Source organism: Mycobacterium riyadhense (genome assembly GCF_963853645.1).
Taxonomy (GTDB): Bacteria; Actinomycetota; Actinomycetes; order Mycobacteriales; family Mycobacteriaceae; genus Mycobacterium; species Mycobacterium riyadhense.
Genome location: NZ_OY970456.1, coordinates 2,167,117 through 2,193,186, shown reverse-complemented (window position 1 = coordinate 2,193,186; position 26,070 = coordinate 2,167,117). Strand labels below are relative to the sequence as shown.

General features: G+C 66.1%; 29 protein-coding genes. 11 read left to right on the top strand and 18 right to left on the bottom strand.

Going from position 1 to position 26,070, the window contains the following annotated elements; genetic code table 11:
- Positions 1–6: 6 nt before the first annotated feature.
- The 4 genes from AADZ78_RS10055 to AADZ78_RS10040 all read right to left on the bottom strand — a co-directional run bounded on the left by AADZ78_RS10055 (position 7) and on the right by AADZ78_RS10040 (position 2,823).
- Positions 7–1,029: an SPFH domain-containing protein gene (locus tag AADZ78_RS10055; RefSeq protein ID WP_211286214.1), complete on the bottom strand. Its 1,023-nt coding sequence runs from the start codon at positions 1,027–1,029 to the stop codon at positions 7–9.
- A 9-nt stretch (positions 1,030–1,038) separates the two neighbouring features.
- Complete coding sequence (locus AADZ78_RS10050) at positions 1,039–1,470, bottom strand: NfeD family protein (RefSeq protein WP_085248828.1); 432 nt, start codon at positions 1,468–1,470, stop codon at positions 1,039–1,041.
- A 253-nt stretch (positions 1,471–1,723) separates the two neighbouring features.
- Positions 1,724–2,149, bottom strand: a complete 426-nt coding sequence (locus AADZ78_RS10045) for a hypothetical protein (RefSeq protein WP_085248827.1) — start codon at positions 2,147–2,149, stop codon at positions 1,724–1,726.
- Positions 2,146–2,823 carry a helix-turn-helix transcriptional regulator gene (locus AADZ78_RS10040; protein ID WP_372510508.1) on the bottom strand — a complete coding sequence of 226 codons (678 nt, stop codon included), beginning with the start codon at positions 2,821–2,823 and terminating at the stop codon, positions 2,146–2,148. Before AADZ78_RS10040 ends, AADZ78_RS10045 begins: the two co-directional genes overlap by 4 nt.
- A gap of 135 nt (positions 2,824–2,958) precedes the next feature.
- Between AADZ78_RS10040 and AADZ78_RS10035 the strand changes: the two genes are divergently transcribed.
- The gene (locus AADZ78_RS10035) at positions 2,959–3,777 is read left to right on the top strand and encodes a class I SAM-dependent methyltransferase (RefSeq protein WP_085248825.1); all 819 of its coding nucleotides are present in this window, start codon (positions 2,959–2,961) and stop codon (positions 3,775–3,777) included.
- On the opposite strand, the gene AADZ78_RS10030 is transcribed toward AADZ78_RS10035, so the two are convergent.
- From AADZ78_RS10030 to AADZ78_RS10020, 3 genes are read right to left on the bottom strand one after another with little or no spacing between them, the layout of a single operon-like run.
- Positions 3,762–3,944, bottom strand: a complete 183-nt coding sequence (locus AADZ78_RS10030; protein ID WP_085248824.1) for a type VII secretion protein EsxN — start codon at positions 3,942–3,944, stop codon at positions 3,762–3,764. The two genes, AADZ78_RS10035 and AADZ78_RS10030, sit on opposite strands and share 16 nt — an antisense overlap.
- Before the next feature lie 49 nt (positions 3,945–3,993).
- Positions 3,994–5,166, bottom strand: a complete 1,173-nt coding sequence (locus tag AADZ78_RS10025; protein WP_085248823.1) for a PPE family protein — start codon at positions 5,164–5,166, stop codon at positions 3,994–3,996.
- Positions 5,167–5,175: 9 nt separating this feature from the next.
- Positions 5,176–5,475: a PE family protein gene (locus AADZ78_RS10020; RefSeq protein ID WP_085248822.1), complete on the bottom strand. Its 300-nt coding sequence runs from the start codon at positions 5,473–5,475 to the stop codon at positions 5,176–5,178.
- A gap of 149 nt (positions 5,476–5,624) precedes the next feature.
- On the opposite strand from AADZ78_RS10020, the gene AADZ78_RS10015 reads away from it, so the two are divergent.
- Positions 5,625–6,269, top strand: a complete 645-nt coding sequence (locus AADZ78_RS10015) for a TetR/AcrR family transcriptional regulator (protein ID WP_085248821.1) — start codon at positions 5,625–5,627, stop codon at positions 6,267–6,269.
- Here AADZ78_RS10015 and AADZ78_RS10010 read toward each other — a convergent pair.
- The 5 genes from AADZ78_RS10010 to AADZ78_RS09990 all read right to left on the bottom strand — a co-directional run bounded on the left by AADZ78_RS10010 (position 6,257) and on the right by AADZ78_RS09990 (position 10,755).
- Complete coding sequence (locus tag AADZ78_RS10010) at positions 6,257–7,501, bottom strand: lyase family protein (RefSeq protein WP_085248820.1); 1,245 nt, start codon at positions 7,499–7,501, stop codon at positions 6,257–6,259. The two genes, AADZ78_RS10015 and AADZ78_RS10010, sit on opposite strands and share 13 nt — an antisense overlap.
- Positions 7,498–8,139, bottom strand: coding sequence for a protocatechuate 3,4-dioxygenase subunit alpha (locus AADZ78_RS10005; RefSeq protein ID WP_085248819.1), 642 nt, complete (start codon positions 8,137–8,139; stop codon positions 7,498–7,500). Before AADZ78_RS10005 ends, AADZ78_RS10010 begins: the two co-directional genes overlap by 4 nt.
- On the bottom strand, positions 8,132–8,914 hold the full coding sequence (gene pcaH, locus AADZ78_RS10000; protein ID WP_085248818.1) for a protocatechuate 3,4-dioxygenase subunit beta: 783 nt from the start codon (positions 8,912–8,914) through the stop codon (positions 8,132–8,134). Before pcaH ends, AADZ78_RS10005 begins: the two co-directional genes overlap by 8 nt.
- Positions 8,915–9,337: 423 nt before the next feature.
- Positions 9,338–9,823: a hemerythrin domain-containing protein gene (locus tag AADZ78_RS09995; protein WP_085248817.1), complete on the bottom strand. Its 486-nt coding sequence runs from the start codon at positions 9,821–9,823 to the stop codon at positions 9,338–9,340.
- The gene (locus AADZ78_RS09990) at positions 9,820–10,755 is read right to left on the bottom strand and encodes a Rieske 2Fe-2S domain-containing protein (protein ID WP_085248900.1); all 936 of its coding nucleotides are present in this window, start codon (positions 10,753–10,755) and stop codon (positions 9,820–9,822) included. Before AADZ78_RS09990 ends, AADZ78_RS09995 begins: the two co-directional genes overlap by 4 nt.
- A gap of 218 nt (positions 10,756–10,973) precedes the next feature.
- Between AADZ78_RS09990 and AADZ78_RS09985 the strand changes: the two genes are divergently transcribed.
- The 5 genes from AADZ78_RS09985 to AADZ78_RS09965 are packed head-to-tail and all read left to right on the top strand — an operon-like array spanning position 10,974 to position 14,602.
- Complete coding sequence (locus tag AADZ78_RS09985) at positions 10,974–12,293, top strand: Rieske 2Fe-2S domain-containing protein (RefSeq protein ID WP_085248816.1); 1,320 nt, start codon at positions 10,974–10,976, stop codon at positions 12,291–12,293.
- Positions 12,290–12,817, top strand: a complete 528-nt coding sequence (locus AADZ78_RS09980; protein WP_085248815.1) for a 3-phenylpropionate/cinnamic acid dioxygenase subunit beta — start codon at positions 12,290–12,292, stop codon at positions 12,815–12,817. Before AADZ78_RS09985 ends, AADZ78_RS09980 begins: the two co-directional genes overlap by 4 nt.
- On the top strand, positions 12,814–13,053 hold the full coding sequence (locus AADZ78_RS09975; protein WP_085248814.1) for a dihydrodiol dehydrogenase: 240 nt from the start codon (positions 12,814–12,816) through the stop codon (positions 13,051–13,053). Before AADZ78_RS09980 ends, AADZ78_RS09975 begins: the two co-directional genes overlap by 4 nt.
- Entirely contained in the window at positions 13,050–13,850 is an 801-nt protein-coding gene (hcaB, locus tag AADZ78_RS09970; RefSeq protein WP_085248813.1) for a 3-(cis-5,6-dihydroxycyclohexa-1,3-dien-1-yl)propanoate dehydrogenase, read from the top strand. The genes AADZ78_RS09975 and hcaB overlap by 4 nt, the downstream gene beginning before the upstream one ends.
- Positions 13,847–14,602: a class II aldolase/adducin family protein gene (locus AADZ78_RS09965; protein ID WP_085248812.1), complete on the top strand. Its 756-nt coding sequence runs from the start codon at positions 13,847–13,849 to the stop codon at positions 14,600–14,602. Before hcaB ends, AADZ78_RS09965 begins: the two co-directional genes overlap by 4 nt.
- Here AADZ78_RS09965 and AADZ78_RS09960 read toward each other — a convergent pair.
- Both AADZ78_RS09960 and AADZ78_RS09955 read right to left on the bottom strand, forming a co-directional pair.
- Positions 14,565–15,362: an IclR family transcriptional regulator gene (locus tag AADZ78_RS09960; RefSeq protein ID WP_085248811.1), complete on the bottom strand. Its 798-nt coding sequence runs from the start codon at positions 15,360–15,362 to the stop codon at positions 14,565–14,567. The two genes, AADZ78_RS09965 and AADZ78_RS09960, sit on opposite strands and share 38 nt — an antisense overlap.
- 39 nt (positions 15,363–15,401) lie before the next feature.
- The gene (locus AADZ78_RS09955) at positions 15,402–17,864 is read right to left on the bottom strand and encodes a PE family protein (protein ID WP_085248810.1); all 2,463 of its coding nucleotides are present in this window, start codon (positions 17,862–17,864) and stop codon (positions 15,402–15,404) included.
- Positions 17,865–18,118: 254 nt separating this feature from the next.
- On the opposite strand from AADZ78_RS09955, the gene AADZ78_RS09950 reads away from it, so the two are divergent.
- Both AADZ78_RS09950 and AADZ78_RS09945 read left to right on the top strand, forming a co-directional pair.
- Entirely contained in the window at positions 18,119–18,748 is a 630-nt protein-coding gene (locus AADZ78_RS09950; RefSeq protein ID WP_085248809.1) for a phosphotransferase-like protein, read from the top strand.
- A 112-nt stretch (positions 18,749–18,860) separates the two neighbouring features.
- On the top strand, positions 18,861–19,517 hold the full coding sequence (locus AADZ78_RS09945; protein ID WP_085248808.1) for a DedA family protein: 657 nt from the start codon (positions 18,861–18,863) through the stop codon (positions 19,515–19,517).
- Position 19,518: 1 nt separating this feature from the next.
- On the opposite strand, the gene AADZ78_RS09940 is transcribed toward AADZ78_RS09945, so the two are convergent.
- A complete protein-coding gene (locus tag AADZ78_RS09940; protein WP_085248807.1) occupies positions 19,519–20,139 on the bottom strand; it encodes a TetR/AcrR family transcriptional regulator in 621 nt (206 codons plus the stop codon).
- Positions 20,140–20,293: 154 nt separating this feature from the next.
- Here AADZ78_RS09940 and AADZ78_RS09935 point away from each other — a divergent pair, with 154 nt between their 5' ends.
- Entirely contained in the window at positions 20,294–20,725 is a 432-nt protein-coding gene (locus AADZ78_RS09935) for an anti-sigma factor antagonist (RefSeq protein WP_085248806.1), read from the top strand.
- Positions 20,726–20,736: 11 nt separating this feature from the next.
- Here AADZ78_RS09935 and AADZ78_RS09930 read toward each other — a convergent pair whose 3' ends face one another.
- Complete coding sequence (locus AADZ78_RS09930) at positions 20,737–21,399, bottom strand: TetR/AcrR family transcriptional regulator (RefSeq protein ID WP_085248805.1); 663 nt, start codon at positions 21,397–21,399, stop codon at positions 20,737–20,739.
- Positions 21,400–21,569: 170 nt separating this feature from the next.
- The gene (locus AADZ78_RS09925) at positions 21,570–24,503 is read right to left on the bottom strand and encodes a BTAD domain-containing putative transcriptional regulator (RefSeq protein WP_085248804.1); all 2,934 of its coding nucleotides are present in this window, start codon (positions 24,501–24,503) and stop codon (positions 21,570–21,572) included.
- A gap of 147 nt (positions 24,504–24,650) precedes the next feature.
- Here AADZ78_RS09925 and AADZ78_RS09920 point away from each other — a divergent pair, with 147 nt between their 5' ends.
- Positions 24,651–25,748 (top strand): glutamate--cysteine ligase, encoded by a 1,098-nt coding sequence (locus AADZ78_RS09920; protein WP_139828489.1) that lies wholly within the window; start codon positions 24,651–24,653, stop codon positions 25,746–25,748.
- 5 nt (positions 25,749–25,753) lie between these two features.
- Here the strand turns inward: AADZ78_RS09920 and AADZ78_RS09915 are convergent, their stop codons facing one another.
- Entirely contained in the window at positions 25,754–26,044 is a 291-nt protein-coding gene (locus AADZ78_RS09915; RefSeq protein WP_085248802.1) for a hypothetical protein, read from the bottom strand.
- Positions 26,045–26,070 lie beyond the last annotated feature (26 nt).

The window sequence follows — 26,070 nt, the reverse complement described above, 5'->3', positions numbered from 1 at the left end:
TGCTCTTTACGGACGCGATGGTGACGCTGTCCGGTAACGGTGGGCATCGGCGGCGTCTTCGCGTGCTTCGGTGGCGGCCTGTGCCGCCTGAGCCGTGTCGGCGGCGGCACGCGCCGCCAAGTCTTCGGAGGTGTCTTCGCGGGTAGCCGATGACTTGGGCAACGCCTGCGTGAATGCGCGAGACACTTCATGCAGCGCCGATGTGACCTCGCTCGGGATCACCCAGAATGTGCTTCCGGCCCCCTGAGCCAGTTGCGGCAGCATTTGGAGATATTGGTAGGCAAGGAGTTTCGGGTCCGGGTCGTTGCGGTGCACCGACTGAAATACCTCGTCGATCGCGCGGGCCTCGCCCTCGGCCTGGACGATCCGCGCGGTCCGGTTGCCCTCGGCGCGCAGAACGGCGGCCTGCTTGTCGCCTTCGGCGGTGAGGATCCGAGACTGGCGTTGCCCTTCCGCGCCGAGGATTGCGGCGCGCTTGTCGCGCTCGGCACGCATCTGTTTCTCCATTGCATCCTTGATGGTCTGCGGCGGGTCAATGGCCTTGATCTCGACGCGGTTGACCCGCAGTCCCCACTTGCCGGTTGCCTCATCGAGCACACCCCTGAGCTGGCTGTTAATGGTGTCGCGGGAGGTGAGCGTGCGCTCCAGGTCCATCGATCCGACGACGTTGCGCAATGTGGTGACCGTGAGCTGTTCGACGGCCTGCAAGTAGTCGGCAATCTCGTAGGCGGCTGCTCGCGCTTCGGTGACTTGGAAATAGATCACGGTATCGATCTCGACGACAAGATTATCCTCGGTGATCACCGGTTGCGGCCGAAACGAAACCACTTGTTCCCGTAGGTCAATCTTCGGATAGACGCGGTCGATATAGGGAATGACGAAGTTGAGGCCCGGCTTCAAGGTGCGTTGGTAGCGGCCGAGCCGTTCGACATTGCGGGCACGGGCCTGGGGCACGATGCGCACGGCCCGCAAAACGGTGAACGCGGCGAACAGTGCGACGACCAGTCCGGCGATTACAGATACTGACATTGCCATGGGTTACTCCCGGGGATAGACGAGTGCGGTGGTGCCGCTGATCTCCAGCACGTCGACGGTCGCTCCGGCGGGTATCACGAGGTTTTCGTCGTAGGAGCGCGCAGTCCATTCCTCACCGTTGATACGCACCCTGCCGCTCAGCCCTGACACCTCGGATAGGACATAGGCGTGCCTTCCGATCAACGCGTCAACGCCAAAACGCTGGCCCTGGGCCGCGAACATGTGCCGACGAACGACGGGGCGGATCAGCACTATCCCGAGGGCGGCGGTAACCGTGAACGCAAGCAGTTGGACGGGGCCGTTCAATCCGAGTGCGGCGAATCCCGCGGTGATCAATGCGGCGACCCCGAGTATTCCGACCGCGGCGGTGAGGGTGACCATCTCGACCACCAGCAACACCACGGCGATGATCAACCAGATCAACCATGCATCCATGTCGTGACCCTTCCTGAACGGTCGACGGATGCGCGACGAAAACCGTCTCCTTACTCCATCGTGTGCGGCGGGTCAGACTCTTGCAACATGTCCCCACGCCACACTGGCACACGATTGTTTCCCGATTCCGGCAAGGTGTAACTCCCAGCTGGATCGCTCGGTCTGTTCGCGGAAGCACGCGGTTCGGCCAGCCCGGCGAGCGCGCACCAGCTCCAGCGTGAATCTCGGGGTCGGATCGGCCACTTCGTTGGGATCAACCAGTTAGCAACAGTATTCCCGCGATGATCAACGCGATTGCCTTGACCGCCTCGAGACCGACGTAGGCGTAGTGGGCGCGAGAACGGGGCGCATCCATCCCGGCCAGCACCTGGTCGGAACGGCGGGTCAGGCTGGGACGCACCACGATCAACTGGACGGCCAGCGCCGCCAACGCGACGGAAAACGCAACGACGATCCGTACCGGCGTTGGTCCGGCCGCCGCGATCGCCAGGATGACCAGCGCGAAGCAGACTTCAACGGTGTTGAGCGCGCGGAAGACCAAGCGACCGATACCGAGTCCGATCTGCAGGGTCACGTTGGGCGCCCGGAACTTCAGTGGGGCTTCCAGAAACGAGATGGCCAACACCATGCCCAGCCAGACGAAGGTGACGGCGACCTCGATCGCCGGCCCAGTGCTCACTTGGCGGCTCGCCCGGGCCGCAGATGCGCCAGACAAAGGTCCGGCTCGACAAATGCCTCAAGCCGCTCGACTGCCACTGGCGCCGCCCAGGTCTCCAGGGCACCTTTCATGAGTCCGAGGTGGATCGGGCATACGACGTTGGCTCGGGCTTCGGCGAGTTCGAGGAAAGGGCAGTGTCTCAGACCCACCGTGTCCCTGCCGCGGGACGTTCGTCGCTCCGGGGCGAACCCCAGCTCGTCGAGCACCTCGACCAGGTGGTCGATCGACTCCTCAACGCTGCCGGCACCCGCCGGAGGTTCCAGCGTTTGACCCCACGCCCGGCCTGCGGCGAGCGCCTTGGCGCTTGAATCATGTTGAGCGGCAAGGTCGATCGTAAGGATCTCGGCGAGCATCCGATAATGTCGCGGCCCGCCGTCGTCCATCCGCCGAACCGCCCGGAACATCAGCGCCGGACGCCCCGGCCCCCGATGCCTGGGCTCAACCCGCTCTATGTGCCCGTCTGCGACCAGGTGCTCGAGGTGAAAACGGACCGTGTTGGGATGCACGCCCAGCTGGTCGGCGATCGCGACGATACTCATCGGCGCGCGCGAGCCCCGCAGCACGCGCAGCACGGCACGACGGCGACCCCTGGATTCTTCGTGCGATCCGGCCGTAGTACGCACCGTGTCACTCACCTCCGAAATTCGCCCGCATACGGCGGGCCGGTCCAGCGCGTCGGCACCCGGCATCGGCGATCAGGTGCGTCATGCGCTAGAGTTTATACAAGATTGTTTGTAAAAATTGAGCAAGGGCTAAGAAGGGCAAAGCCCATGACCGAAAACGAACGTGACCGGTCCCTGCCCCGGCGGAATCGAGCCGACGACGATGTCGCGGGGCACTGGCTGCTGGCGCGCCTGGGCAAGCGGGTGCTTCGCCCCGGCGGAGTCGAGCTCACCCGCACCCTGCTGGCTCGCGCCGACGTGACCGGCGCTGATGTGCTCGAACTGGCCCCCGGCTTGGGCCAGACCGCCGCCGAGATCGTCGCCCGTCGCCCACGGTCTTATGTCGGCGCGGAAAGCGATCCCGACGCGGCCAACGTGGTCCGCGGCGTTCTCGGTGGCGACCGTGATGGACACATCGAAGTCCGCGTCACCGATGCGGCCGAGACCGGATTGCCCGACGCCAGCTCCGATGTCGTCATCGGTGAGGCCATGCTGACCATGCAGGGCGACACCACCAAGCACGCCATTGTCGCCGAGGCCACCCGGGTCCTGAGGCCACGTGGCCGTTATGCGATCCACGAACTCGCCTTGACGCCCGACGATGTCGGAGCGGACATCAGCGCTGATGTCCGCCAGTCACTGGCCCGTGCGATCAAGGTCAACGCCCGTCCGCTGACCATTGCCGAGTGGTCGCAACTCTTAGCCGGCCATGGATTGGTCGTCGAGCACGTTGCGACCGCGCCGATGGCACTGCTGCAGCCGCGGCGCCTCATTGCCGACGAAGGCCTCGTCGGTGCGCTGCGATTCGCCAAGAACGTGCTCACCAATCCTGACGCCCGCAAGCGAGTCCTGTTGATGCGCCGCACATTTCGCCGATACCGTGAGCGACTAACCGCAGTTGCCATCATCGCTTACAAACCGGCTTGACGGCGTGTGACGAACGCCGTGTACCCGGCAGAACCGGCAACGCCCCAAAAGTCCGCCGCAGCAACCGCATCACGCACCATGGCTTGGTGCTTGGCCTCCAGCGATACGGCTTGGGCCCGGATAGTGCCGCCGTGGGCCTCGACGTCAGCGAATTGGTAGTCAGTCAATTGAGTCTCCTTGTCTGTGGGCGTGCGACCCGGTTCGAGTGAGCCCTGATCAGCCCGCGGCCGGCGGCCGGGACATCACCAACGGGCGGAATCCGTATTGGGGAACTGTGCGCCCGCCAAACTGTCCGACCATGCCGCCCAACGGGGCCATGGGCAACCCATGCAAGACGGGTTCGGTCGGCGCCGCGGCGATGGCGCTGGTGCCCATGGCGGCTGCGACCGGGCTGGTCACCGGGGCCACCGCAGTCCAGCTTGCCGGCACCGACAATGCCCCCAGCGGTACGGAGCGCCCGAGGCTTGCGGACACGGTTGACGCCGCGGAACCCGCCCCGGCGGCGCCAAAGCCGGCTGCACCCAACCCGCCGGTCAGCGCCGACCCCACCCCGCTGGCCAGCGCCGCGACCTCGCCCTGCACCGCCTGGGCCACTGGAGCCAGACCCTTCATGAACGACGTGACGGCGGTAACCGCGCTGGTGCTGTTCGCTAGTGACGTCAGCGTCGGCGCAAAAGGTGCGAGGTACTTCGTATAGAGCTCAATGAGGTCGTCGACGATTGAGTTCGCGACGGGCGCGGCGAGCTTCCGCAAGGCGCCGGGCACCGCGGTGGTCAGGTTCGACAGCGCGTCGCGTACACCGGTCTCGGTGGATCGTGCGGCGGTGATGCCCAGCGCGGCGGCCTGTCTCGCCAACCCGGCGTGGTCGGCGATGTCCGCCGGCTCCTCGAAGTCGGTCAGTTCCGCCGCGGTCGCCGAGGCAACCGCGTAGCCATACATCGCGGTCGCATCTTGCGCCCACATCTCGGCGTAGAGCGCCTCAGTAGCTGCGATCGCCGAAGCGTTTTGTCCCAAAAAGTTGGTGGCCACCAAGGCCGTCAACCGTGCCCGGTTGGCCGCGATCAGCGGCGGGGGCACCGTCATCGCAAACGCTGTCGCGTGTGCGGCCGCGGCCGCGGCGGCCTGGCTGGCCGCCAACTCGGCGTGCGCGGCGCTGCTTTGCAGCCACGCCACATACGGAGTGACGGCCGCCACCAGCGCCACCGACGTGGGGCCCAGCCACGGACCGCTGGTCAGCGTGGAAATGACCGACTGGTAAGACACCGCGGTCGAATGCAAGTCCGCGGCCAGCCCACCCCAGGCCTCGGCGGCCTCCAAGAACGAACCCGCTCCCGGACCGGCATACATCCGCCCGGAGTTGATCTCTGGCGCCAAGAGTCCGTAGTCCATCGTCGGCCCTCAGATCGCCGCCGCGGCGTTCGCGGCCTCGGCGGCCAGGTAGGAACCCGCGCTGGCCGCCAATGTGGCCACAAACAACGCATGAATCGCGGCCGCGTGGACACTCAGCGCCTGATAGCGCTGCGCATGGGCGACAAACTGCGCCGCTGTCAGCGCCGAGACCTCATCGGCCGCCGCCGGGACGACCCCGGAAATCGGGCCGACGGCAGCCGCGTTGGCAGCGCTCATGGCAGCGCCGATCGACTCGAGGTTGCCCGCTGCCGCGGACAGCATCTCAGGATGCGCGGTCAAGAAAGACATCGGATTTCCCTTCGGCAACCTGGGAGAACGTCGTTGTCACGAGAATGTATCAACATGATGTCGAGTGAGTCAACACTAATGTCGAGCTTAGTCGACATGATGTCGATCTGCCTCAACGTCATGTTGACAACCATCGACACCGCCGTAGGGTGGGTAGCGTGACGCAAACTCACTACGTGCACGCCTCCCGAAGCCGTCGCTCGTCGCATCTGTCGGGCGACGACCGCGAGCAGGCGATCCTGGCCACCGCCGCCCGCCTTCTCCAGGAACGGCCCCTCGGCGACTTCTCGGTAGACGAGCTGGCAAAGGGTGCCGGCATCTCCCGACCCACCTTCTACTTCTATTTCCCGTCGAAAAACGCGGTGCTGCTGTCGCTGATGGATCAGGTGAGCGTCCGGGCGCGCGGGGCCCTCAAGGCGCTCGGTGACAAACTCTCCGGTGATCCCACGACGCACTGGCGGCCGCGCATCGAAGCGTTCTTCGAGATCGCCAAGGCCAACATCGGGATTGCCGTAGCCGGTGCTGCAGCTAAAGCCAGCAACTCCGAGGTCCGGCAGCTGTGGGCAACGCTCATGCAGCAGTGGGTTGTCTATACCGCTGCGGCGATTCAGGCAGAGCGCGACCGCGGCATCGCACCGGACAATGTCTCGTCCCACAATCTGGCCACCGCGCTGACCTTGTTGAACGAGCGCGTCATGGAATCAACATTCACCCACGAAGACGGTGCGATCCCCGAAGACCAGGCGATCGACACGCTGGTGCACATCTGGGAAGCCAGCATCTACAACGGCTGACCGGCCAGCGCCGCCTTTGCCCGCTCTAAACTCGCGTCTATTAGCCGGTCGGCCGCGCCGAAATACGTTGCCGACGGTCGCGTCGCGGCCAGTTCGGCGATCGCGCGTTGTTCGCTGAGGACGTTCCCCTTTTCCAGGAATGCGTCGAGGTTTCTCGTCATTCGATCGGGATGCACCTGCAGGCCAGCCAGCAGTTCGCCGCATTGGGAACCCGCGACCACCGTCCGCCGGGCCAGGGTGCGCAGGGTGTCCCATTCGGCGTGCCAGGAACCGTCGGGTCGTTCGTCGTTGGCCAGTGCGGCGGCGGTATGCAGTGTCGCCGCCAATTGCGGTGCCGCAATGGCGGCCCGACGGATCAACAAGGACAGCACCGGATTGCGCTTGTGGGGCATCGAGGACGACCCGCCACGCTGGTCACTGCCGGGCTCGCTGAGTTCGGCGATCTCCGGGCGAACCAGGGTGACGACATCGGAGGCGATGCGACCCCAGCAGTCCGTGCATCCGACCAAGGCGTCGGCGGCCGCCGTGATCGGTGACCGGCTAGTGTGCCACGGTAGCCGGAATTTCAAACCCAAAGTGCTTGCGGCGCTTCGCACTACACGTTCCGAAACCTGAGCAGGGTCCGTCTCATCGCCGAGCAGTGTCACCAATTCCGTTGTAGCCGACCAGTTTCCGACAGCACCGCCAAACTGCGCCGGGGTCACGAGCGCGTCCAGCCGCTGGTGGGCGTCCACGACACCGTTGAGCCAGCCAGCGGCCTTGGCGCCGAACGTCGTTGGCGCCGCGTGCTGGGTCAGGGTACGGGCCACCATCGGTGTGGCCCGATGCGCCGTCGCGAGTGCAGATAGCGCCAAGACCTGTTCGACGAGTTGGGACAAGAGCTGGTCGACGGCGGCGCGCAAGGCCACCATCAGGCTGGTGTCGAGGACATCCTGGCTGGTGAGTCCCCGGTGGATCCATGGGGCGACGGCCGGCACGGCCCGCCGGCGCAGCAGGCCAACCAGGCCGATGACCGGGTTGCCGCCGTCCTCGGCGGTGACCGCGAGCAACTCGCGGTCATGTTGACCGATGAGGTGCCACAGGTCGGCGCCGGCACAGTCGACCGGTGCCAGGCCGGCGGCGGCCAGCGCGCCCAACCACGCGGATTCCACCGCAACCATCGACCGCAGCAGCGTCTGATCGGTCATGTGCTCGCCGGCGCGCTCGTCGCCCGGCCATAACAGGTTGGTCATCGCCGATCGTTTCGGTAACTAAGGAATACGGTCTCGTTCGGGCCCTGCAAGTGGATGTCGAAGCGGTATCCCGCACGGCCCGAACAACTCTCGGCCCGACATACCAAGGTATCCCGGCGCTGGCCGTCGACGGTGGACAACAGCGGATCGGCGTCCAAGTCGCCGTCGGGCAGGTAGGCGCGAGTGAAGAGTCGGTGCAACAGTCCCCGCGCAAAGATGGTGACGGCGAAGAATGGTGCCCGCCCGAGGCCGCCCCCCGCTTCCCGGCGAGCAGACGCAAAATCACCCTCTTGGGCCCTTCCTCGTGCGCTTTTGCGTCTGCTCGCCGAACCCGGTACCACGGTGGTGAAGCCGTAGTGGCCCTCCGCGTCGGTCGCCGCTCGGCCCCATCCGGTGAACGTCCAACCGTCGCGGCGCACCGAGCCGGTCGCCCGGGGAATCCGACCGGCATTGTCTGGCTGCCAGAGCTCTATCAGGGCATCAGATACCCCGACGCCGGCGCCGTCGTAAACCGTGCCGTGGAACCGGATGGCGCCGGGAAACGCATCGCACACCAATTCGCTGCCGTGCGGATAGGGCAGCCCGAGGCCGAAGAAGGGACCCACGGTTTGCCCTGGGGTACAAGCCAATTCACTCATCGTCGGTACCCTCGGTCCAGATCCGCCGACTGCCGGAGAGCACGATGTCCCAACGGTAGCCGGTCGCGTATTCGGGCTGGGTCAGATCGTGGTCGTACTCGGCGATAAGCCGTTGGCGCGCAACGGGATCGACGATCGATGAGGCGATGGGATCCAACCCGAACAGCGGATCTCCGGGAAAGTACATCTGGGTGACCAGCCGCTGGGTGAAAGCGGTTCCAAAGAGCGAGAAGTGGATGTGGGCCGGCCGCCAGGCATTGAGATGGTTGCGCCACGGATAGGGGCCGGGCTTGATGGTCAGAAAGCGGTAGGACCCGTCGGGCCCGGTCAGACACCGGCCCGCGCCGATGAAGTTCGGGTCGAGGGGAGCCGGATGCTGGTCGAGCTCGTGGTGGTAACGACCGCTGGCGTTGGCTTGCCAGATCTCGACCAGCTGACCTGCCACCGGCGTGCCGAATTCGTCGAGCACCCGGCCGGTCACGATGATGCGCTCCCCGATCGGCTCGCCCGGATGCCCAGCCGTCAGGTCGGCGTCGCCGGGGGCGACGTCCTGATGGCCGAAGCACGGTGCCCAGCGTTCGATCTCGTCGGGGTCAACGGTCAGCGGCGGGAATTCCGGATGGCGCAAGACGCTGCTGCGATACGGCGGGTAGTTGAGCCGCGGCTGGGTTTCTTGCCTGCCCAGGCGCTGGTATTCGGCTGCTTCGACAGCTAAAGCGGCGATCTCCGCGGTGATGTCACCTTGCGACGCGACTCGCTGGGGTGCGGCCTCCACACAGCGTGAGGCTACTACCGTCAGCACCAAGCCAAGTGGCTATGTCGATGATCACGGCTTCTCCGAAGAACGGACTCGGTGACGAGCTGCCCCGCAACGAGTTCGACTTGGTGCACGCCCGGCCGGACTACGACTGGGCGGCCTTCGGCTTCGAGGGGTGCGGACGATCAGCTGCCGCGGGTGACGGAGGCGACCATGGCCTTCATGCAGCGGTCCGGATTCGAGCAGAATATGGTCGCCGCGTCGTCGCCGACCTGGCCGCTGCCAGGCTGAGCGATGTTCGCGGTGAGAGCCGTGCTCGGGTAATCGATTCCAGCGCAGCGGGTTTCGATTTCTTCAGGCTGTCCTTCGAGAGCCTGCAGGGCGCGGTGGTTGATGCCGGGCTGATTTCGCGCGACGACGCCGACGCGGCCGCCGCTAGGGTTATATCCCGCGCAGCAGCGCCGCCTTCCCTTTGGTGCGAAGCTTATACAGGCTTGACCCGCGCAACTGCTCCATGCGGGCGGCCATCTTGTTCCCTAGCTCCTCGAGTTCGGCGTCGCTGAGCTGCACCGGAGGCGGAGCGGGAATCATGTCGCGTTCCTCTTCGTCGGCGTGCGCCTCCAGGACGGTCTTGAATGAGTTCCACTCTTCCGCATACCCGGGCGCGCTCTGCGGGGTCCGCAGCAACACCGACAGCTGGTCGACGACCTGGCGATGCTCGGCGTGGGCGACCGCGATCAGATCGCTGGCCGCCGCCAGCGCCGGGTAGTACAGGTCGTCCTCGATGCGGAAGTGGATGTCCAGTTCGATCAGCATCTCGTCGAAAAGCGCATGGCGCTCTTCACTATTCACCGGAGCCTCACTGACCTTGCGGCCCAGGCCCTTGATCACAACATGGTGTTCCTTCAGCACTTCGTAGGCGTTCACTTGATTACTCCACTTCCCGCAACTTCGATGGTTCCGTCGACCAACCGGGCCTGGTAGCACGGCAGCGGGGTTGCCGACGGGCCGCGCAAGACCTCTCCGGTCTCCAGTGCAAACCGCGATCCGTGCCAAGGACATACGATTCGGCCGCGATCGACCCAGCCGTCGGCCATCGGCGCCGCCAGGTGCGGACAGAACTCGCCGAACGCCGCCACCTCACCCGGGTTGGTCTGGCACACGACCAGCCCCACCCCGTCGACCTCGACCCGCTGGGGCTTTCCGTCCTGCAATGAGGTCGCGGGGAGCACCGGTGTCCATTCCGTTGTGCGCAGCCGCTCACCCGACTGGTCAATCCCGATGCCGGACTCGAACACCAGGGCCCCACCCAGGTAGCTGCCGCCGACGGTGATGCCGTAACCGAGCGCACTGAGTGCCATCCCGCGCAGGCGGTGGCCTCGGCGCCGGTCCCACCAAGACAGCGCGTACAGCGCGGTCGCGACCGAGTTGACCGCACCGTGCACCAGCCCCACGCGGCGGTCCTCTTGATGGGTGTGCTGCCAATCAGTGACACCCGTCATCGCCGCGCCTACGCTGGCCATGATCCCAACTCGCAGCGCGCGCGATGCAATCCGCGACGCGCCGGGGGCTTCACCGGAGTTCTGGCCTGGCAGCATGCTCAGGGCGTCCAGCGCCACGGTTGTGCCGAGTGCTCCGCTGGCAAACGACGCGAGCGGCGGATGTACCGGATGGCCGAGCCATACGCCGTTCAACGCATTGGTGACGCGATCCCGCGCGCCGCCCAGCGCGTTGAAGCCAAAGCTGAGCACGTGTTCGAGCCGATAACTGGGCCGGTCCAGCCACTGTTGACGGCCGATCGCTCTGAGCACCCGCGATCCGAAATTCTGCGGCTGACGATCCGGTGACCGATCCACCATGGGCATCACTCCTCCCCACTACAGACGGTGATGCACTGCCAACGTTAGCCACACGCGCGGCGTTCATAAGGTGAGCATTCGGTGGGAAACAGCTGTGAATAAGACCTAAGCATGCTGTGCATAGCCGATGCGCTGCGCCGTCACGATTGACCCGTCGCAGACTCTGAGTCATTCTTGTCAACAGAATATATTTCTGGATACCAGACAGAGTTGCGGCCGTGACAGAGCATCGAGACCTATTCGCGTCCGTGCGCCGTGGCCTGATCCCGGCGCATATCTACAACGACCAAGAGCTGTTCGCGCTGGAGACGGAACGATTGTTCAGCCGGGCGTGGATGTTCGTGGCCCACGAGTCGGAAATCCCGCAGGACGGCGACTATGTCGTGCGCCGGGTGCTCAACGATTCGTTCATCATCGCGCGGGATTCGAGCGGACAGGTACGCGCATTGTTCAATATGTGCCTGCATCGCGGAATGCAGGTGTGCCGCGCGGAGATGGGCAACGCCTCGAACTTTCGCTGCCCCTACCACGGCTGGACATACCGCAATGACGGCCGGCTCACCGGCCTGCCGTTTCATCGGGAAGCCTACGGAGGCGACGAGGGGTTCGTGAAGCACCAAACACTGTTGCCCGCACCGAATTTGGCGAGCTATAACGGCCTGATCTTCATCAACTTGGACGCCGCCGCGGAACCACTGCAGGATTACCTGGGCGACTTCAAGTTTTACCTGGACTACTACACCAAGCAGAGTGCCCACGGTTTGCAGCTGTGGGGGCCGCAACGCTGGCGGATCAGGGCGAACTGGAAGATCGGCGCGGAAAACTTCGCCGGCGACATGTATCACACGCCGCACACCCACGCATCCATCGTCGATATCGGCCTGTTCCGGGAGCCGAAGGCGCACAAGCGAAAGGACGGCGCCACCTATTGGGCGCACCGCGGGGGCGGCACCACATACAAGCTGCCGCCGGGCAGCTTCGACGAGCGCATGCGTTACGTGGGCTACCCCGACGACATGATCGGTCGGATCAAAGAGGTCTGGACGCCCCGGCAGCAGCGGGTGGTCGGTGAGGACGGCTTTATGATCTCGGCCGCCACCTGCTTTCCGAACCTGAGTTTCGTGCATAACTGGCCCAAACTCCCCGGCAGCGATCAGGTACTGCCGTTCATCTCGATCCGGCAGTGGCAGCCGATCAGCGAGAACGAAACCGAGGTGTGCTCGTGGTTCGCGGTGGACTCCGCAGCACCCGCCGGATTCAAAAAGGACTCGTACCATGCCTATTTGATGTGCTTCGGGTCGACCGGCATGTTCGAGCAGGACGACGTGGAGAACTGGGTGTCGCTGACCACCACCGCGGGCGGCTCGATGGCGCGGCGGCTGCTGCTCAACAGCCGCATGGGCCTGCTCGCCGACGACCGCCCAGTCATCAAGGCGCTGCCCGCCGAGAAGTTCCACGGACCCGGACGTGCCCAGGTCGGCTACAACGAAAACAACCAGCGCGAGTTGCTCAAGTTATGGGCAGATTACCTGCAATGAGAAAACCACTACCGTTCAACGATATTCGCCATCTTCAGGCGCATCAGTTTCTGGTCGACGAGGCCTACCTGCTGGACGCGCAAAAGTACGAGACATGGCTCGACACGCTGACCGAAGACATCCGCTACGTGATGCCGGTCCGTGTTACCACAGCGCGCGGCGCCGGGTTCGACACGTCACCGGGCATGGCGCACTTCGACGAGGACAAGTACTCACTGAGCCAGCGGGTCGCGCGTTTTGCCACCGAACACGCCTGGACCGAGGATCCACCGTCGCGGCTACGTCATTTCATCACCAACGTGCGCACCTTTGCCGGCGACGACGACCGGCATCTCACGGTCGAATCCGCCGAACTGCTGTTCCGCAGCCGTGGCGACGTCAACGAGAGCGCGTTGATTTCGTGCGGCCGCGAGGATCTGCTGCGCCGGTGCGACGGTCCCCAAGATGCTTGGAAGTTGGCTCGCCGCACGATCTTTGCCGACGAGTCGGTGTTGCGGATGCAGAACCTGGCGGTGTTCTTATGAATCCTGTTGGTGAGCCCATCACTGTTGCAAACGAATTCACAGAAGTAGTAGTCCAGCGAGTCGACACCCGCAACGGGTCACGGCTAATGATCACCGCTCCCAAAACCGGGCAGTGGATCAGCTTGGATCCGCTCGAGGTCGAGGCACTGACTTGGCAGAACGCCCGTACGCTAGCGGCCATGGTCGGTAATTCCAATGCCCCGCTACTGCCCGACGAATCCGATCCGCAACCATGACCGGGTGGCTTGACGGCAAGCGAGCCCTGGTCGTGGGCGCGGGTTCGGGGATCGGCCGGGCCGTCCTCGACGCGTTTGCTGCCGAAGACGCGAAAGTCGCCGTGCTGGAACGTGATAGCGACAAGTGCGAGCGGTTGCGCCAGCAGTTGCCCGGCGTCCCGGTGCTCGAAGGTGACGCCGTCACCCGCGATGCCAACGATCGCGCAGTCGCCGCTGCGGTCGCTGCATTCGGTGGACTCGACACGCTGGTCAACTGCGTCGGCGTGTTCGACTTCTATAAGGGGGTTGCCGACATCGGCGCCGACGACCTTTCCCCCGCGTTCGAGGAAATGTTCCGGACCAATGTGCTCAGCCATCTGCAGTCGGTGCAGGCCGCCCTCCCAGCGTTGCAAACCCAAGCCGGATCCTCGATCGTGCTGACCGAGTCCGCGTCGTCCTACTATCCCGGGCGTGGCGGTGTGCTGTATGTGTCGTCGAAGTTCGCGGTGCGCGGGCTCGTCGCGGCTTTGGCGTACGAGCTGGCGCCGCAGATCCGGGTCAACGGGGTGGCACCGGGCGGAACGCTCAACACCGACCTCCGTGGTCTTGTCAGCCTCGGGTTAGCCGACGTCCGCCTCGACGAAACACCCAACCGGGCGCGGGATCTGGCCGTGCGTACCCCGCTGAACGTCGCACTCTCCGGCGAAGACCACGCGTGGAGCTATGTGTACTTGGCCTCCGACCGGTCCCGCGGCATCACCGGCGAAACCATCCACCCCGACGGCGGCTTCCGCCTCGGCACACCGAGATCCACATGACAGATCCGCTGAACCGGCAGCGCGCTCTGGTGGCACAAGGCTGCCGGGTCGCGGCGGCACGCGGCTTGGTGGACGGTATCCTCGGCCACTTAAGCCTGCGGATCGACGACGAGCATCTACTCATTCGCTGCCGCAGCGACACCGATACCGGCGTGGCGTTCACCCGCGCATCCGACGTCCGGCTCATCACATTTGGCGGAACCGCGGGCGCCGCAGGCGAACTCGACGGATACCGCGTCCCCAACGAGCTTTCCATCCACGTCCAAACCATGCTGGCAGATGCGCGGCACCGGGCGGTGGCGCACCTGCATCCACCGGCCGTCGTCGCCGCCGATCTGGCCGGCATCGCGATCCGGCCGATCTATGGCGCCCACGACATTCCCGGCGCCTGGCTCGCACGCGGCGGCGTGCCCGTGTACGAACGCGCCGTACTGATCCGAAACTCGCGGCTGGGTAAGGAAATGGTGGCGGCGATGCGCGGTGGGCCGTTGGTGATTTGCCGCGGCCACGGCATCACCAGCGCCGCCGGCACGGTCCAGCGGGCGGTGTTGCAGGCGATCAGCCTCGACCAGTTGGCCCGAATGTCATTGCGAGTGCGCGCAGCTGGCGGCGCCCTGCACGAGATCGACGACGCCGACTGGGACGACCTGCCGGACTTGGGGCCAGCCTTTAATACCGACGCCGCCTGGCGCCATGAAGTCGCCCGGTTGGGGATCAACCCAGCTGATCACCAATCTCCTTGGCCGCCTTGATAAGTACGGCTGCCAACGACGAGTACTTCGACGTAGGCAGCCGGTTCTGTGGCGCCGCGGCATTGAGCGCCAGCCGCAATCCCGGGGCGTGGGTGGGTATCGATACCGCTACTGAGGCGACGCCTTCCTCGCTCTCCTCGCGATTGACGGCGTAGCCGCGCTCGCGGATGCGGGAGAGCTCGTCCTCCAATTCGGTGCGACTGCCGATCGAGCGCGAGGTAATGCGGTCCAGGTTCTCGTCGGGAAGCAGCTGACGCAATTCCGGTTGCGGCAGGGCAGCCAGCAGAACCTTGCCCGTTGAGGTGCAATGCGCCGGCATCGTGCGACCCAGTCGGGAGGCCACCCGCACGGCCGCCGGCCCTTCAACCGCGGCGACAAACCGGACACCAGCGCCATCCAACATGCCGACGTGAACCGTTTCCCGCAGGCTCTCGCTGAGACTGCGCATGATTGGCAGTGCGGCGCCCTGAATATCGATGCGGCCGAAAATCGCAAACGCCACACCGGTTAACGCCGGGCCGGGCAGGTAGGCCTTGGACACCGGGTCCTGCCGGACGAAGCCCCGGTAGGTCAGCATCGCCAGCAGCCGGTGCGCGGTCGACGACGCCACACCCAGATAGCGGGTTGCCTCGCTCAACCGGATCTGCGGCTGCTCACCCAACAGCAACAGCAGCTTCAGCGCGTTGTCGACCGATTCGATTGGATATTGCGGCACAAGCGAATCCGCGTCCTTAGCAGGCCGATCCCTCTTCGCTGGCATGACACTGACGGTACCTGTGATAGGGCCGCCGAACCGACATCACGGGAGGATCGTGGTGGTCCCGGCCTTGCCCGGGTCGCCGGGAACGCCCAGCAGACCGACGTTTCCGGTTGTGCCTCCCGGCCCGCCGGCTGCGCCGCCGGCGCCACCCTGGCCGCCCAACGCGAGGTTTCCACCCGTGCCGCCCATGCTGCCGGCTCCACCAACGGCGTTGCCGCCGTCGCCGCCACTGCCGCCAGCGCCACCCTGGCCCCCCATACCGCCGTTGCCGCCGGCGCCGGCAGCGCCCGTGGCGCCGGCCCATCCGATCAGGCCGCCAGCTCCCCCGCTGCCACCGGTGGTACCACCCGCGCCCCCGGCACCGCCGGCGCCGCCGTTGCCGCCTAGCACACCGTTACTGCCGCTAGCACCGGTTGCGACGCCGCCGCTGGTGGTGGTGGCTGCTCCGCCGGCACCCCCGTTACCGCCGCCACCACCGATGCCGCCGACGCCCCCGACACCGCCGACACCGCCAGCACCCCCGGCGCCGCCAATACCGATGAACTTCCCAGCTGCGCCGCCGTCACCGCCGACACCGCCGCTGCCACCTACGCCGCCGGTGCCGCCCACGCCACCGACGCCGCCGACACCGCCGGTGCCGCCGGTCGCGTTACCGGTGCCGGTGCCGTCGGCGAGGCCACCGCCACCCGTCCCGCCGACGCCGCCCGCGAAGCCGGGCGCGCCTGCGCCGCCGACACCCCCCGTTCCTCCGGCGCCGCCGGCGCCGCCGTTGCCGATGAACATCCCGCCATGTCCGCCGTTGCCGCCGGCACCGCCGGTGCCGCCGGTGCCGGCCATGCCCAGTGCCGCATTGCCGGTACCGCCGCTTCCGCCGACACCGCCGTTGGCATTATTGCTACCCACGATCGTGCCGTTGTTCGTCACTGTGGCGTTCCCGCCGGCCCCACCGGCACCACCCGCGCCACCGCTGACGCCAGCGTTGGTGCCGGCACCGCCGGCACCACCGGTGGCAGTACTGCTACCAAAGATCGTGGTGCTGTTGTTTGTGACCGTCACGTTCCCGCCGGCCCCGCCGGCGCCGCCATTGCCGTCAGCACCGGCTAGGCCGCCATTCCCGCCGGCACCAGCCGTGGCCGTGAGGTTGCCGCTGATCGTATCGTTGTTGGTGACCGTCACGTTCCCGCCGGCCCCGCCGGTGCCGCCGGTCTCGCCAGCGCCACCGTTGGCGCCGTCTCCGCCGTTATTGCCGGTGACAGTCAGGTCACCAAGCAACGGAAGGCTGTTCGTGACCGCGGTATTCGTGCCGGGGGTGCCGGTTGCGGCTGTCCCACTCGGGGTGGGGTTGACGCCGTTCGTCCCCGCGAGACCATTACCGCCCTGCCCACCCGCGCCACCGGAGCCGAACCAGTTGGCATTGCCGCCGTTGCCGCCCTTGCCGGGCAGACCGCCAAGAATGCCAGCCACCGCCGCGCCGCCCTGCCCACCAGCACCACCGTCGCCCAGCAGCGTCCCACCAGCGCCGCCATCGCCACCGACCGCTCCAGCCCCGCCAAGACCGCCGTTACCGCCATTGCCGATCACTACTGGCCCGGCGCCGCCGTGACCACCGGCTGCCCCATCGCCGCCAGCACCGCCAGTACCGCCGCTACCCAAGTAGCTGGCAGCCCCGCCGACGCCACCGGCACCACCGCCACCACCGGTGCCACCAAGCCCACCGTGGCCGCCGATCCCGCCATTGCCAAATATGCCGCCAACCCCGCCGGTCCCACCGACGCCGCCGGTGTCGCCGAGCCCCCGTGCGCCGCCGATGCCGCCAATGCCACCGTTGCCGATGAACCCCGTCGTCCCACCGACCCCGCCGGCGCCTCCGGTCGCACCCGCCGCCGTCGCGGCGCCGCCGGCACCACCGGTTCCGCCGTTGCCCAGCAACCACCCACCGCGACCACCGGGCCCACCGGCAGCACCGGAGCCGGCTATCCCGTCCCCACCCTTGCCGCCGGCGCCGCCATTGCCGAATAGCCCGGCGGCACCGCCAGCGCCCCCGACCTGACCGGGTGCACCCGACCCGCCATTGCCGCCGTTACCGAGCAAGATCCCGCCGTCGCCACCGGGGGCCCCGGTCCCGTCGGCCCCGTTCGCGCCGTTACCGATGAGCGGGCGCCCGAACAGCGCCTGGGCAGGGGCGTTCACCGCGCCCAGCAGATCCTGCATCGGCGATGCAGCGGCGGCCTCAGCGGCGGCATAGGCGCCCGCACCCGCGGTGAGAGACCGCGCAAACTGCTCGTGGAATACCACGGCCTGCGCACCGAGAGTCTGGTATGCCTGAGCGTGCGAGCCGAATAGGGCCGCCACCGCAGTCGACACCTGATCGGCGGCCGCCGCCACTATCGCCGTCGTCGGCAGCGCCGCCGCCGCGTTAGCAGCGTTGATCGTCGAACCGATGCCCGCCAAGCTCGAAGCCGCCGCCGCCACCGATTCCGGCACCGCAATTACAAACGACATCCGCGACCTCCCAGCAGGACAACGATTGACCTTGGAGCACCCAGCAGCAACAAATCCTATCCCCACAGCGAACACCACAAAGGGCATTTGGCTGACAACGCGTCGGTCTCGATACCCCCGGCAGATCCCGTGATTGACGTCCGAATTCTGGTTCCGAGTAGGCGGCTGGGGCAACGACCTTGACGGAACCATGAACCATCGCGCCCAGCAAACATCTCGCGGGCGCCCCGCGGGTGCGATAACCTCATCCGCGTATGGCAAGCGGCAAGCTCATCCTCCTCAATGGCGGATCCAGCGCGGGAAAGACGTCGCTCGCCCTCGCGTTTCAGGATCTTGCCGCCGAATGTTGGATGCACGTCGGGATCGACCTGTTCTGGTTCGCGCTGCCGCCCGAGCAGCTGGACCTGGCGCGGGTACGGCCCGAGTACTACACCTGGGACAGCGTGGTCGAGGCCGACGGCCTTCCGTGGTTCACCATCCACCCCGGTCCGCTCCTGGACAAGGCCATGCATGCCCGCTACCTAGCCATCAGGGCCTACCTCGACGTCGGCATGAACGTCATTGCCGACGACGTGATCTGGAAGCGTGAATGGTTAGTGGACGCGTTGCGGACCTTCGACGGCTGTCAGGTCTGGCTGGTAGGAGTCCACGTGTCCGACGAGGAAGGGGCGCGCCGGGAGGACGAACGGGCCGACCGCCACCCCGGGTGGAACCGGGGAAGCGCGCGTGCCGCGCACGCCGACGCCGAGTACGACTTCGAACTGGACACCACGGCCACTCCGGTACCGGTGCTGGCGCGACGACTTGACGAGTGCTATCGGGCCTGCCGGGAACCCACGGCGTTCAAGCGGCTGCGCAAGCGCTTCTGCCCCGACCTCGTGTGAAATTCAAAGAAGGGTTTGCACTCCGTTGCCCTAGTGATGATCTGACGCCGCGCTACGTCCGTTTGGGCGCTTTCGCAACGCGCCTCGAGCATGCGTCAGGCATGCTTGTCCCATGGATGTGGAGGCCCTGCTGCAGTCAATCCCACCGCTCGCGGTCTACCTGGTGGTTGGCGGTGTTGTGGGGATGGAGAGCCTGGGCATCCCGCTTCCTGGGGAGATCGTGCTGGTCAGCGCGGCGCTGATGTCGTCGCATCACGACCTGGCGGTCAACCCGGTCGGCGTCGGCGCCGCCGCGGTGATCGGGGCGGTGATCGGCGACTCCATCGGCTACTCCATAGGCCGCCGGTTCGGCATGCCGCTGTTCGACCGGCTGGGGCGGCGGTTCCCCAAGCACTTCGGTCCTGGGCACGTCGCGCTCGCCGAACGAACATTCAACCGCTGGGGCGTCCGCGCGGTGTTCTTCGGTCGCTTCATCGCGTTGTTGCGGATCCTCGCCGGTCCGCTGGCCGGCGCGTTGAAAATGCCCTACCCGCGGTTCCTGGCAGCCAATGTCTCCGGAGGCATCTGCTGGGCCGGCGGCACCACCGCGCTCGTCTACTTCGCCGGGGTAGCCGCCGAACGCTGGCTGGAGCGGTTCTCCTGGATCGCGCTCGTCATCGCCCTCGTCTGCGGCATCACCGCCGCAATCTTGCTGCGCGAACGCACATCTCGCGCAATCGCCGAACTCGAGGCCGAACATCACCGGAAAACCGGGACCACCGCCGCCTGACTCAACCGATGGCCTCGTCGCCGTCTACCGCCGCCAATTCCGGGCGGTGCTGCTCGATGAGGGTGCGGGCCATCTTCTGGGCGCGGTGCGCGGCATTCGGGTCACCTACAGCCGCGAGGATGATGGCGCCCTTCATCAAAAGATGCCAGGACCACGCGAAGTCGTCGACGTCATCGAGCCCGGCGGCTACGGCGCGCTTGCGCACGATGTCGCGAACGTTGGCGATATGAGCGACGCAGGCCTGTCCGGCAGGATGGTCGGCGCCCAGTTCGAGCAACACATTGATAAACGAGCAGCCCTCGTAGCGGTCGCGCCGTTGGAACCAGTCGTGCAGGACGTCGAAGATTGCCAGCAGCTGTTCCTCGGGTGTGTCGCCGCGCTGGCGCGACTGCTCCTCGATCAGACCGCGCGTCCAGAGTTCTTCGCGGCGCTGCAGCACCGCTAACACGAGGTCGTTCTTGGTAGCGAAATGGCGGTAGAGCGTCGCACGGGCTACCCCTGCCCGCTCGATCACCTCGTTGGTGCCCACCGCGCGGATGCCGCGACGACTGAAGAGTTCGTATGCCGCAATCAAGATTCGTTCACGAGCCGACGTGGGCGACACGGAATCGAGGCCTGGCATAGCGGGCCTTACCATACTCTTATCTCCGACGTATAGACAGACCGCCCTGTCTCGTTATACAAATGAGACCTATATCCCCGCTAGGTCTGTCTTCAGACACGCAGGACGGGCATCCATGGCAGCGCCGCCGCGCCAGCCGATTAGGAAGTGCACGATGAGCCTGGTGATCGCAGGATCTGTCGCCACCCCCTTGGCGCTCAGCACCCGGCTCGTTTACGAGCTCGGTGATCCGCGTAGCACCCTGCGGGCCACCACCGATCGCTGCGGCGAGGCGGTGCTGATCCACACTGGCGGCGAGATCGACGCCCGCAACGAAGACACCTGGCGCCAGTTGGTGTCCGAGGCAGCCGCCAGCACCGGCGCGCCCGGACCGTTCATCGTGGACGTCACCGATGTCGATTTCATGGGCTGCTGTGCCTTCGCGGTGCTAGCCGACGCGGCGGAACGGTGTCAGCGCCGCGGCATTGAACTGCGCCTGGTGAGCCGCCAGCAGATCGTGTCCCGAATCGTACGAGCCTGCGGATTACGCGGCGTCCTGTCCATTTACCCGACGGTCGACGCCGCGCTCGCGGCTCGCTCTCGCTAACGGCGCGAGAGCTAGGCCGCCCCGTGGGCTGAGGCGGTCGGCGTCTTCAATTCCTGCGCCGCCCCCGCCGGCGGCGGCCCCACTTCTAGCACCGATCGCACCGCTGCGCGAAGGTAGTCGCGCAAGATTGGCATGCTGAATCGCTGGCCTCGCGGGGCAATCCACTTCGGGAGATCGACGATGCAGGTTGCGATCAGGTCCACCGCACTGGCGTCGCGGCGATCCCACAGACCCTCCGCCAACCGTGCCATGACCTCGGCTAGTTCGCGCTCCGACGCACGGAGTTGGTCGGCGACCTCGCGCGGCATCGCTTGGCTCACTATCTCTTCGCGACGCACCGTCATGAGCAACGCCGACGATCCCGGATACATCTCGGGGTAGAGCAGCGAGGTCTCCGCCGCCGCATACACCGCATCCAGCGGATCACAATCTGATTGGCTCTTCGCGTCTTGCACCCGACTGGTCAGTAGATCCAGAAAACGACGCTCCGCACGGACCCACACCCGGCCCAGCAGCCCGCCGCGCGATTCGAACGTCCGGTAGATCGCGCCGTTGGAGACACCGGTGGCTTTGGTCAGCGCGCGAATCGTCACCGCATCCATGCCATCCTGTGCAACCAGCTCTTCCGCAGAGTCGATGACTAGATCGAAATCGTGTAACCGAGGACTTGGCACAGCTAAACCGCTCCTTTACAAGGCACGCGCGGTGCGGCGCATGCCGAGGTCATTGTCCCCAAGAGATCTGGTTCCGACAAGCAAATCGCTGACATGGCCAAACTGTTGTGCACCAGCATTCGGAAAGCGTTCGCGAAAGATGAAACGAGCTGGTCACAGCTCTGCGAGTGTCAAGAGACGGGCACTGCCGCGTGTTCGTAGTGCCACTGCAGGCTGGTGCGCGCTCGCGCGATGACCTCGGCGTTGCTGATCGGCGGCACCCGAAGCGCATCGAGACGAGCTGGGCCCAAAGAGTCGACGAGGACATCCATCTGGGCGGCGGTGAGCGGACATGGCTTACCCGCGCTAACAAATGACCAGTAGAGGAAGGCGGCATCCTCGTGACCACCGAGCCGGATCAGCAACCGCGCGACGTAGCGCAGGGCGAGCCACTGTTCGGTCATGTCGCCGAATCGGTCCCAGTGCTCGAGCACCGAGATGAACATCTGAGCCGCGGCCCCTGGATCGCCATACAAAGCACGAATCGACGCGGCTTGCATCAACGCACTTCCGTACACCCAGAAGTTCTGCACATCCGCGGCCAACCGCGCCGCATCGTCAAACAGCGCCAGCGCGCGCTCCGGTTCGGATTTCCTGAGCAAATAGCCCAGCGAAAAGTAAGCCATCGACTGCGCCGTCGGATTACCCGTACGCTCGGCGACCTCCACCGCCTCCTGCGCGACAGGGGCGGCAATGTCGTCGTTGCGCATGACGCCCTGACAGATCGCGACCACAAAAAGCCCCCACCCCAGCCTCATGGGGTCAGCCTCACGCCGGGCGCGCGCCACCTCGGCCTCCCAGTACGCCAACGCTTTCAAGGGTTCGCCCTCGAAAAGGGCGACATCGGCCATCACGTCTGCGGGATATACGACGCGCGCGCTGCCCCGGCCGGGAACCCGCCCCTGCGCCAGGGCCGCAAGGGATTTCGCGCGCTCAAAGTCGGCGTGATTCCATGCGACCCGGGCGGCCACCCCGACAGCGGCGGGAAACAACGGATGGTCGGGATCGGCGACGGCGATAACGCGCTCGGCCCACTCGGCCACCTCGAAGCCGATACGCCAACCGATCAACTCCGGGACGGCCGCTACCAATCGCAGGGCCAGGCCAACGTTGCCTTCGTCCATCGCATGCTCGAACGCCGCGCGCAGGTTGTCGTAGTCGGGCAGCATTCGCTCGACCCATTCCCGCTCCTGCGCGGTGTGCATCGCGGCGCCGGCACGCTCGGCCAGTTCGGTGAAATACACCGCATGGCGCATCGCCAATTGATCGCTAATCCCGTTCTCCTGCAAGCGTTCTCGTCCGTATGCACGCAGCGTTTCCAAGAACGAGTAGCGGGTGCGGTCGTCGACGGTGCGAACCACGACCATCGACTTGTCGACAAGACGAGTGAGCAACTCGAGCGTGTCGGCCTCGCTCGCCCCGTCCGCTCCGCACACGCCGTGCGCGGCTTCCAGGTCGAAACAGCCCGCGAACGCCGAAATCCGCGCAAACAACAATTGCTCATGTTCGGTGAGCAGCCGGTAGGACCACGCGATCGTCTCGGCAAGGCTCCGTTGCCGGGGCAACGCACTACGCGCCCCGCCACGCAGCAGCACCAGGTAGTCCGGGCGCCGGGCCACGTCGAGGCTGCTCATCACCCGCATCCGCGCAGCCGCCAGCTCGACCCCCAGCGGTAGGCAGTCGACTCGGCGACAGATCTCGGCTACCGCACCCGCCGGTTGGTCGTCCAGCGTGAAATCGGGTCGGCTGGCCCGGGCCCGATCGGCGAACAAGCGCGTGGCATCCTCCACCCGCAGCGGCGGGACACCGACGATCCGCTCACCCTCAACACCAAGCGGTTGTCGGCTGGTAGCCAGCACCGATACGCGTGGGCAGTGCTGCACGATCTGCTCGATCAGTCGTGCGGCAGCCTCGACCACGTGCTCGCAGTTGTCGAATACCAACAACACCTCGCGCACCCGCAGGTACTCGATGACGCTTTTCTCGATATCCATGCCCTGCTGTTGGCGCAACCACACGCTGGCCGCAACGGTGTGCACGACCGCATCGTCGTGCTCCAGAGGTCCCAGTTCGCAGATCCACACGCCGTCGGCGAAGCGCTCCTGCTCGCGCCGCGCGACTTCAAGCGCCAGCCTCGTCTTGCCGACGCCACCAACCCCGGTCAGGGTCACCAGCGGGCCGGTGCGCAATGCGTCGGTCACCTGACCCAATTCGCGTTCGTGGCCAACAAAACTGGTCGCGCGCCGCAAGAGTCCCGAGTGTGATCGTTCGAAGGCGCGCGGATGCGCCGGCGTCGAGTGCGGCACGGCAGCCTTGTTGGCTGTCGGTTGCTCGGCCTCGCCGGTGAGAATCTGCTGGTGTACCTGGCGCAGCGCCGAGCCAGGATCAACGCCAAGCTCCTCGACGAGTCGCTCACGGATCCGGCGGTAGGTGTCCAGCGCATCAGCCTGCCGGCCGTTGCGGTACAGAGCCAGCATCAACTGGCCGGCGAGGCGTTCGTCCAGCGGGCGGGCGGCCTGCGTCGCGGACAGTTCGACGAGCAGCTCGGCATGTCTGCCGACACGCAATGCGGCGTCGTTGCGGTCTAGGTGGACCGAAAATCGCTCGGCCTCTAAGGCACTTCGCACATCGTTTACCCACGGCGTGTCCAGCGCTACAAAGGGCTCGTCGGACCAGATCTCCAGCGCCCCGTCGAACAAGGCCGCGGCTTCGCGCGGGTCAGCGCTGGCCCGCGCTTGTGACACCACGGACCGAAAGCGGTGCAGGTCGACTGACAATGGGTCCGCGGTGAGGACGTATCCACCGGGCTCCCGTGAAATGCACGCGTCCTCGGTGTCAGCAAGAAGGTTCCGCAGCCGGGAGACATAACCGGCAAGAGAATTACGCGCATGATTCGGCGGCCGGTCCGACCACACCCGATCGACGAGTTGGTCCACCGGGATCGGGCGGTTGACATCGATGAGAAATGCGAGCAGGACGCAGCGCTGGCGGGCATGACCGATGTCCAGTCGCCGCCCGTCGATTCGGGCTTCGATGTCGCCGAGCAAGCTGAACTCGACCGTCATCCAGCAAACCCTCTCTGCAGAGTGCAGCGAATGCAGCATGTCTGGTGGTCCGTAGCATACGTCGGTCGGAGCACCCTGTGCGGCTACATATCGAGACTTTGTGAATGCCGGGCGGGTAGCTTGCAGGGTATGGGCACACGGTGCTCGGTGGGCGACCTTCCGACCGTCGGTGTGGAGGAGGAATTTCTCCTCGTGGACCCGCGAACCGGCGAACCGGCCGCGCGCAACGCCGCGGTGGCCGCCGAGGCCGGACACCGCGGCGTGACACTGCAATTGGAGCTGAGCAGTTGTCAGGTCGAAACGACCTCCAGCATTGCGACGACGAGCGCGCAACTGGGCGCGGAGCTCCTTGAGCTGCGGCGCACCGCGGCCCAGGCCGCGCAGGCTTGCGGGGTCCGGCTGCTGGCCCTGGGGCTGCCGCCGGCCACTCCGCATGAGTTTCCGGTCACCGACACCCCGCGGTACCGCCGGATCGGAGCCCGGTTCGGGATGATCGCGCACGAACAAGGCATCTGCGGATGTCATGTGCACGTGCAGGTGCCGCATCGTGCGGCCGCGATCCACGTCAGCAACTGGCTGCGCCCATGGCTGCCGACACTGCTTGCGCTGTCGGCGAATTCGGCGCTGTATCGCAACACCGACACCGGCTTCGCGAGCTGGCGCAGCGTGCTGTGGCGTCGCTGGCCCGCTGCCGGGGCGCCGCCGTTCTTCTGCTCAGCCGACGAGTACGACCATGCGGTGCGCCTGCTGATCAACGCCGGGGTGATTCTGGATCCGAACATGATCTATTGGGATGTGCGCCCGTCGGCGAACTTCCCGACGGTCGAGGTCCGAGTGGCAGACGTGCCGGCGACGGTCGCCGAGACGGTGCTGCTTGCCACCCTGATCAGGGCCGCGGTGATCACTGCGCTTCAGGAGCGCACTCAAGGTGACGATGTCGAGCACCTTCCCCCGGGCGCGCTGCGGGCGGCGTACTGGATGGCCGCCCACGAGGGACTGCCGGGGCGCACGCTGGATTTGATCGGTGGGTGCGAATCGGTGCCGGCGCGTGCGCAGCTATGCGCGCTGGTACGACGGGTGCGCCCAGCGTTGCAGACGCTGGGTGAATACGACCGCGTCGTAGCGGAATTCGAACGCATCGCCGCGCAAGGCAACGGCGCGATGCGACAGCTGCGGGCGTGGCGGCACCGCGGCGAGGTGATGGACGTGATCGATGAAGCCGCCGTCGCCACGCTCAGCGGGTAAGGCCGCTACACGTAGGGCAGCGTGGCAGTCGCGGAGGTCTCGGACGCGTCGGCAAGCACTTGACCTAGCTTGCTCTGCAGCGTAACCGTGGCATCCGCCACGGGTTTCTCACAGAAGCGACAGCGCGCTGTGAATTGCGGCTGATCGTCTTCCTCCGGCCAGAACCTGCGCGGGCCAACCTGGGCGCCGGGGTCGTATTGCACCGCCTGATGCGGGACCTGCTTGAGGATCCTGCCCACGGGATGGCCTTGCGGGCATTCGAGTTTCAAGTAGCCGATGCCTTCGTTATGGCTCATCGTTTCGCAACCCCTATGTGTTTTTC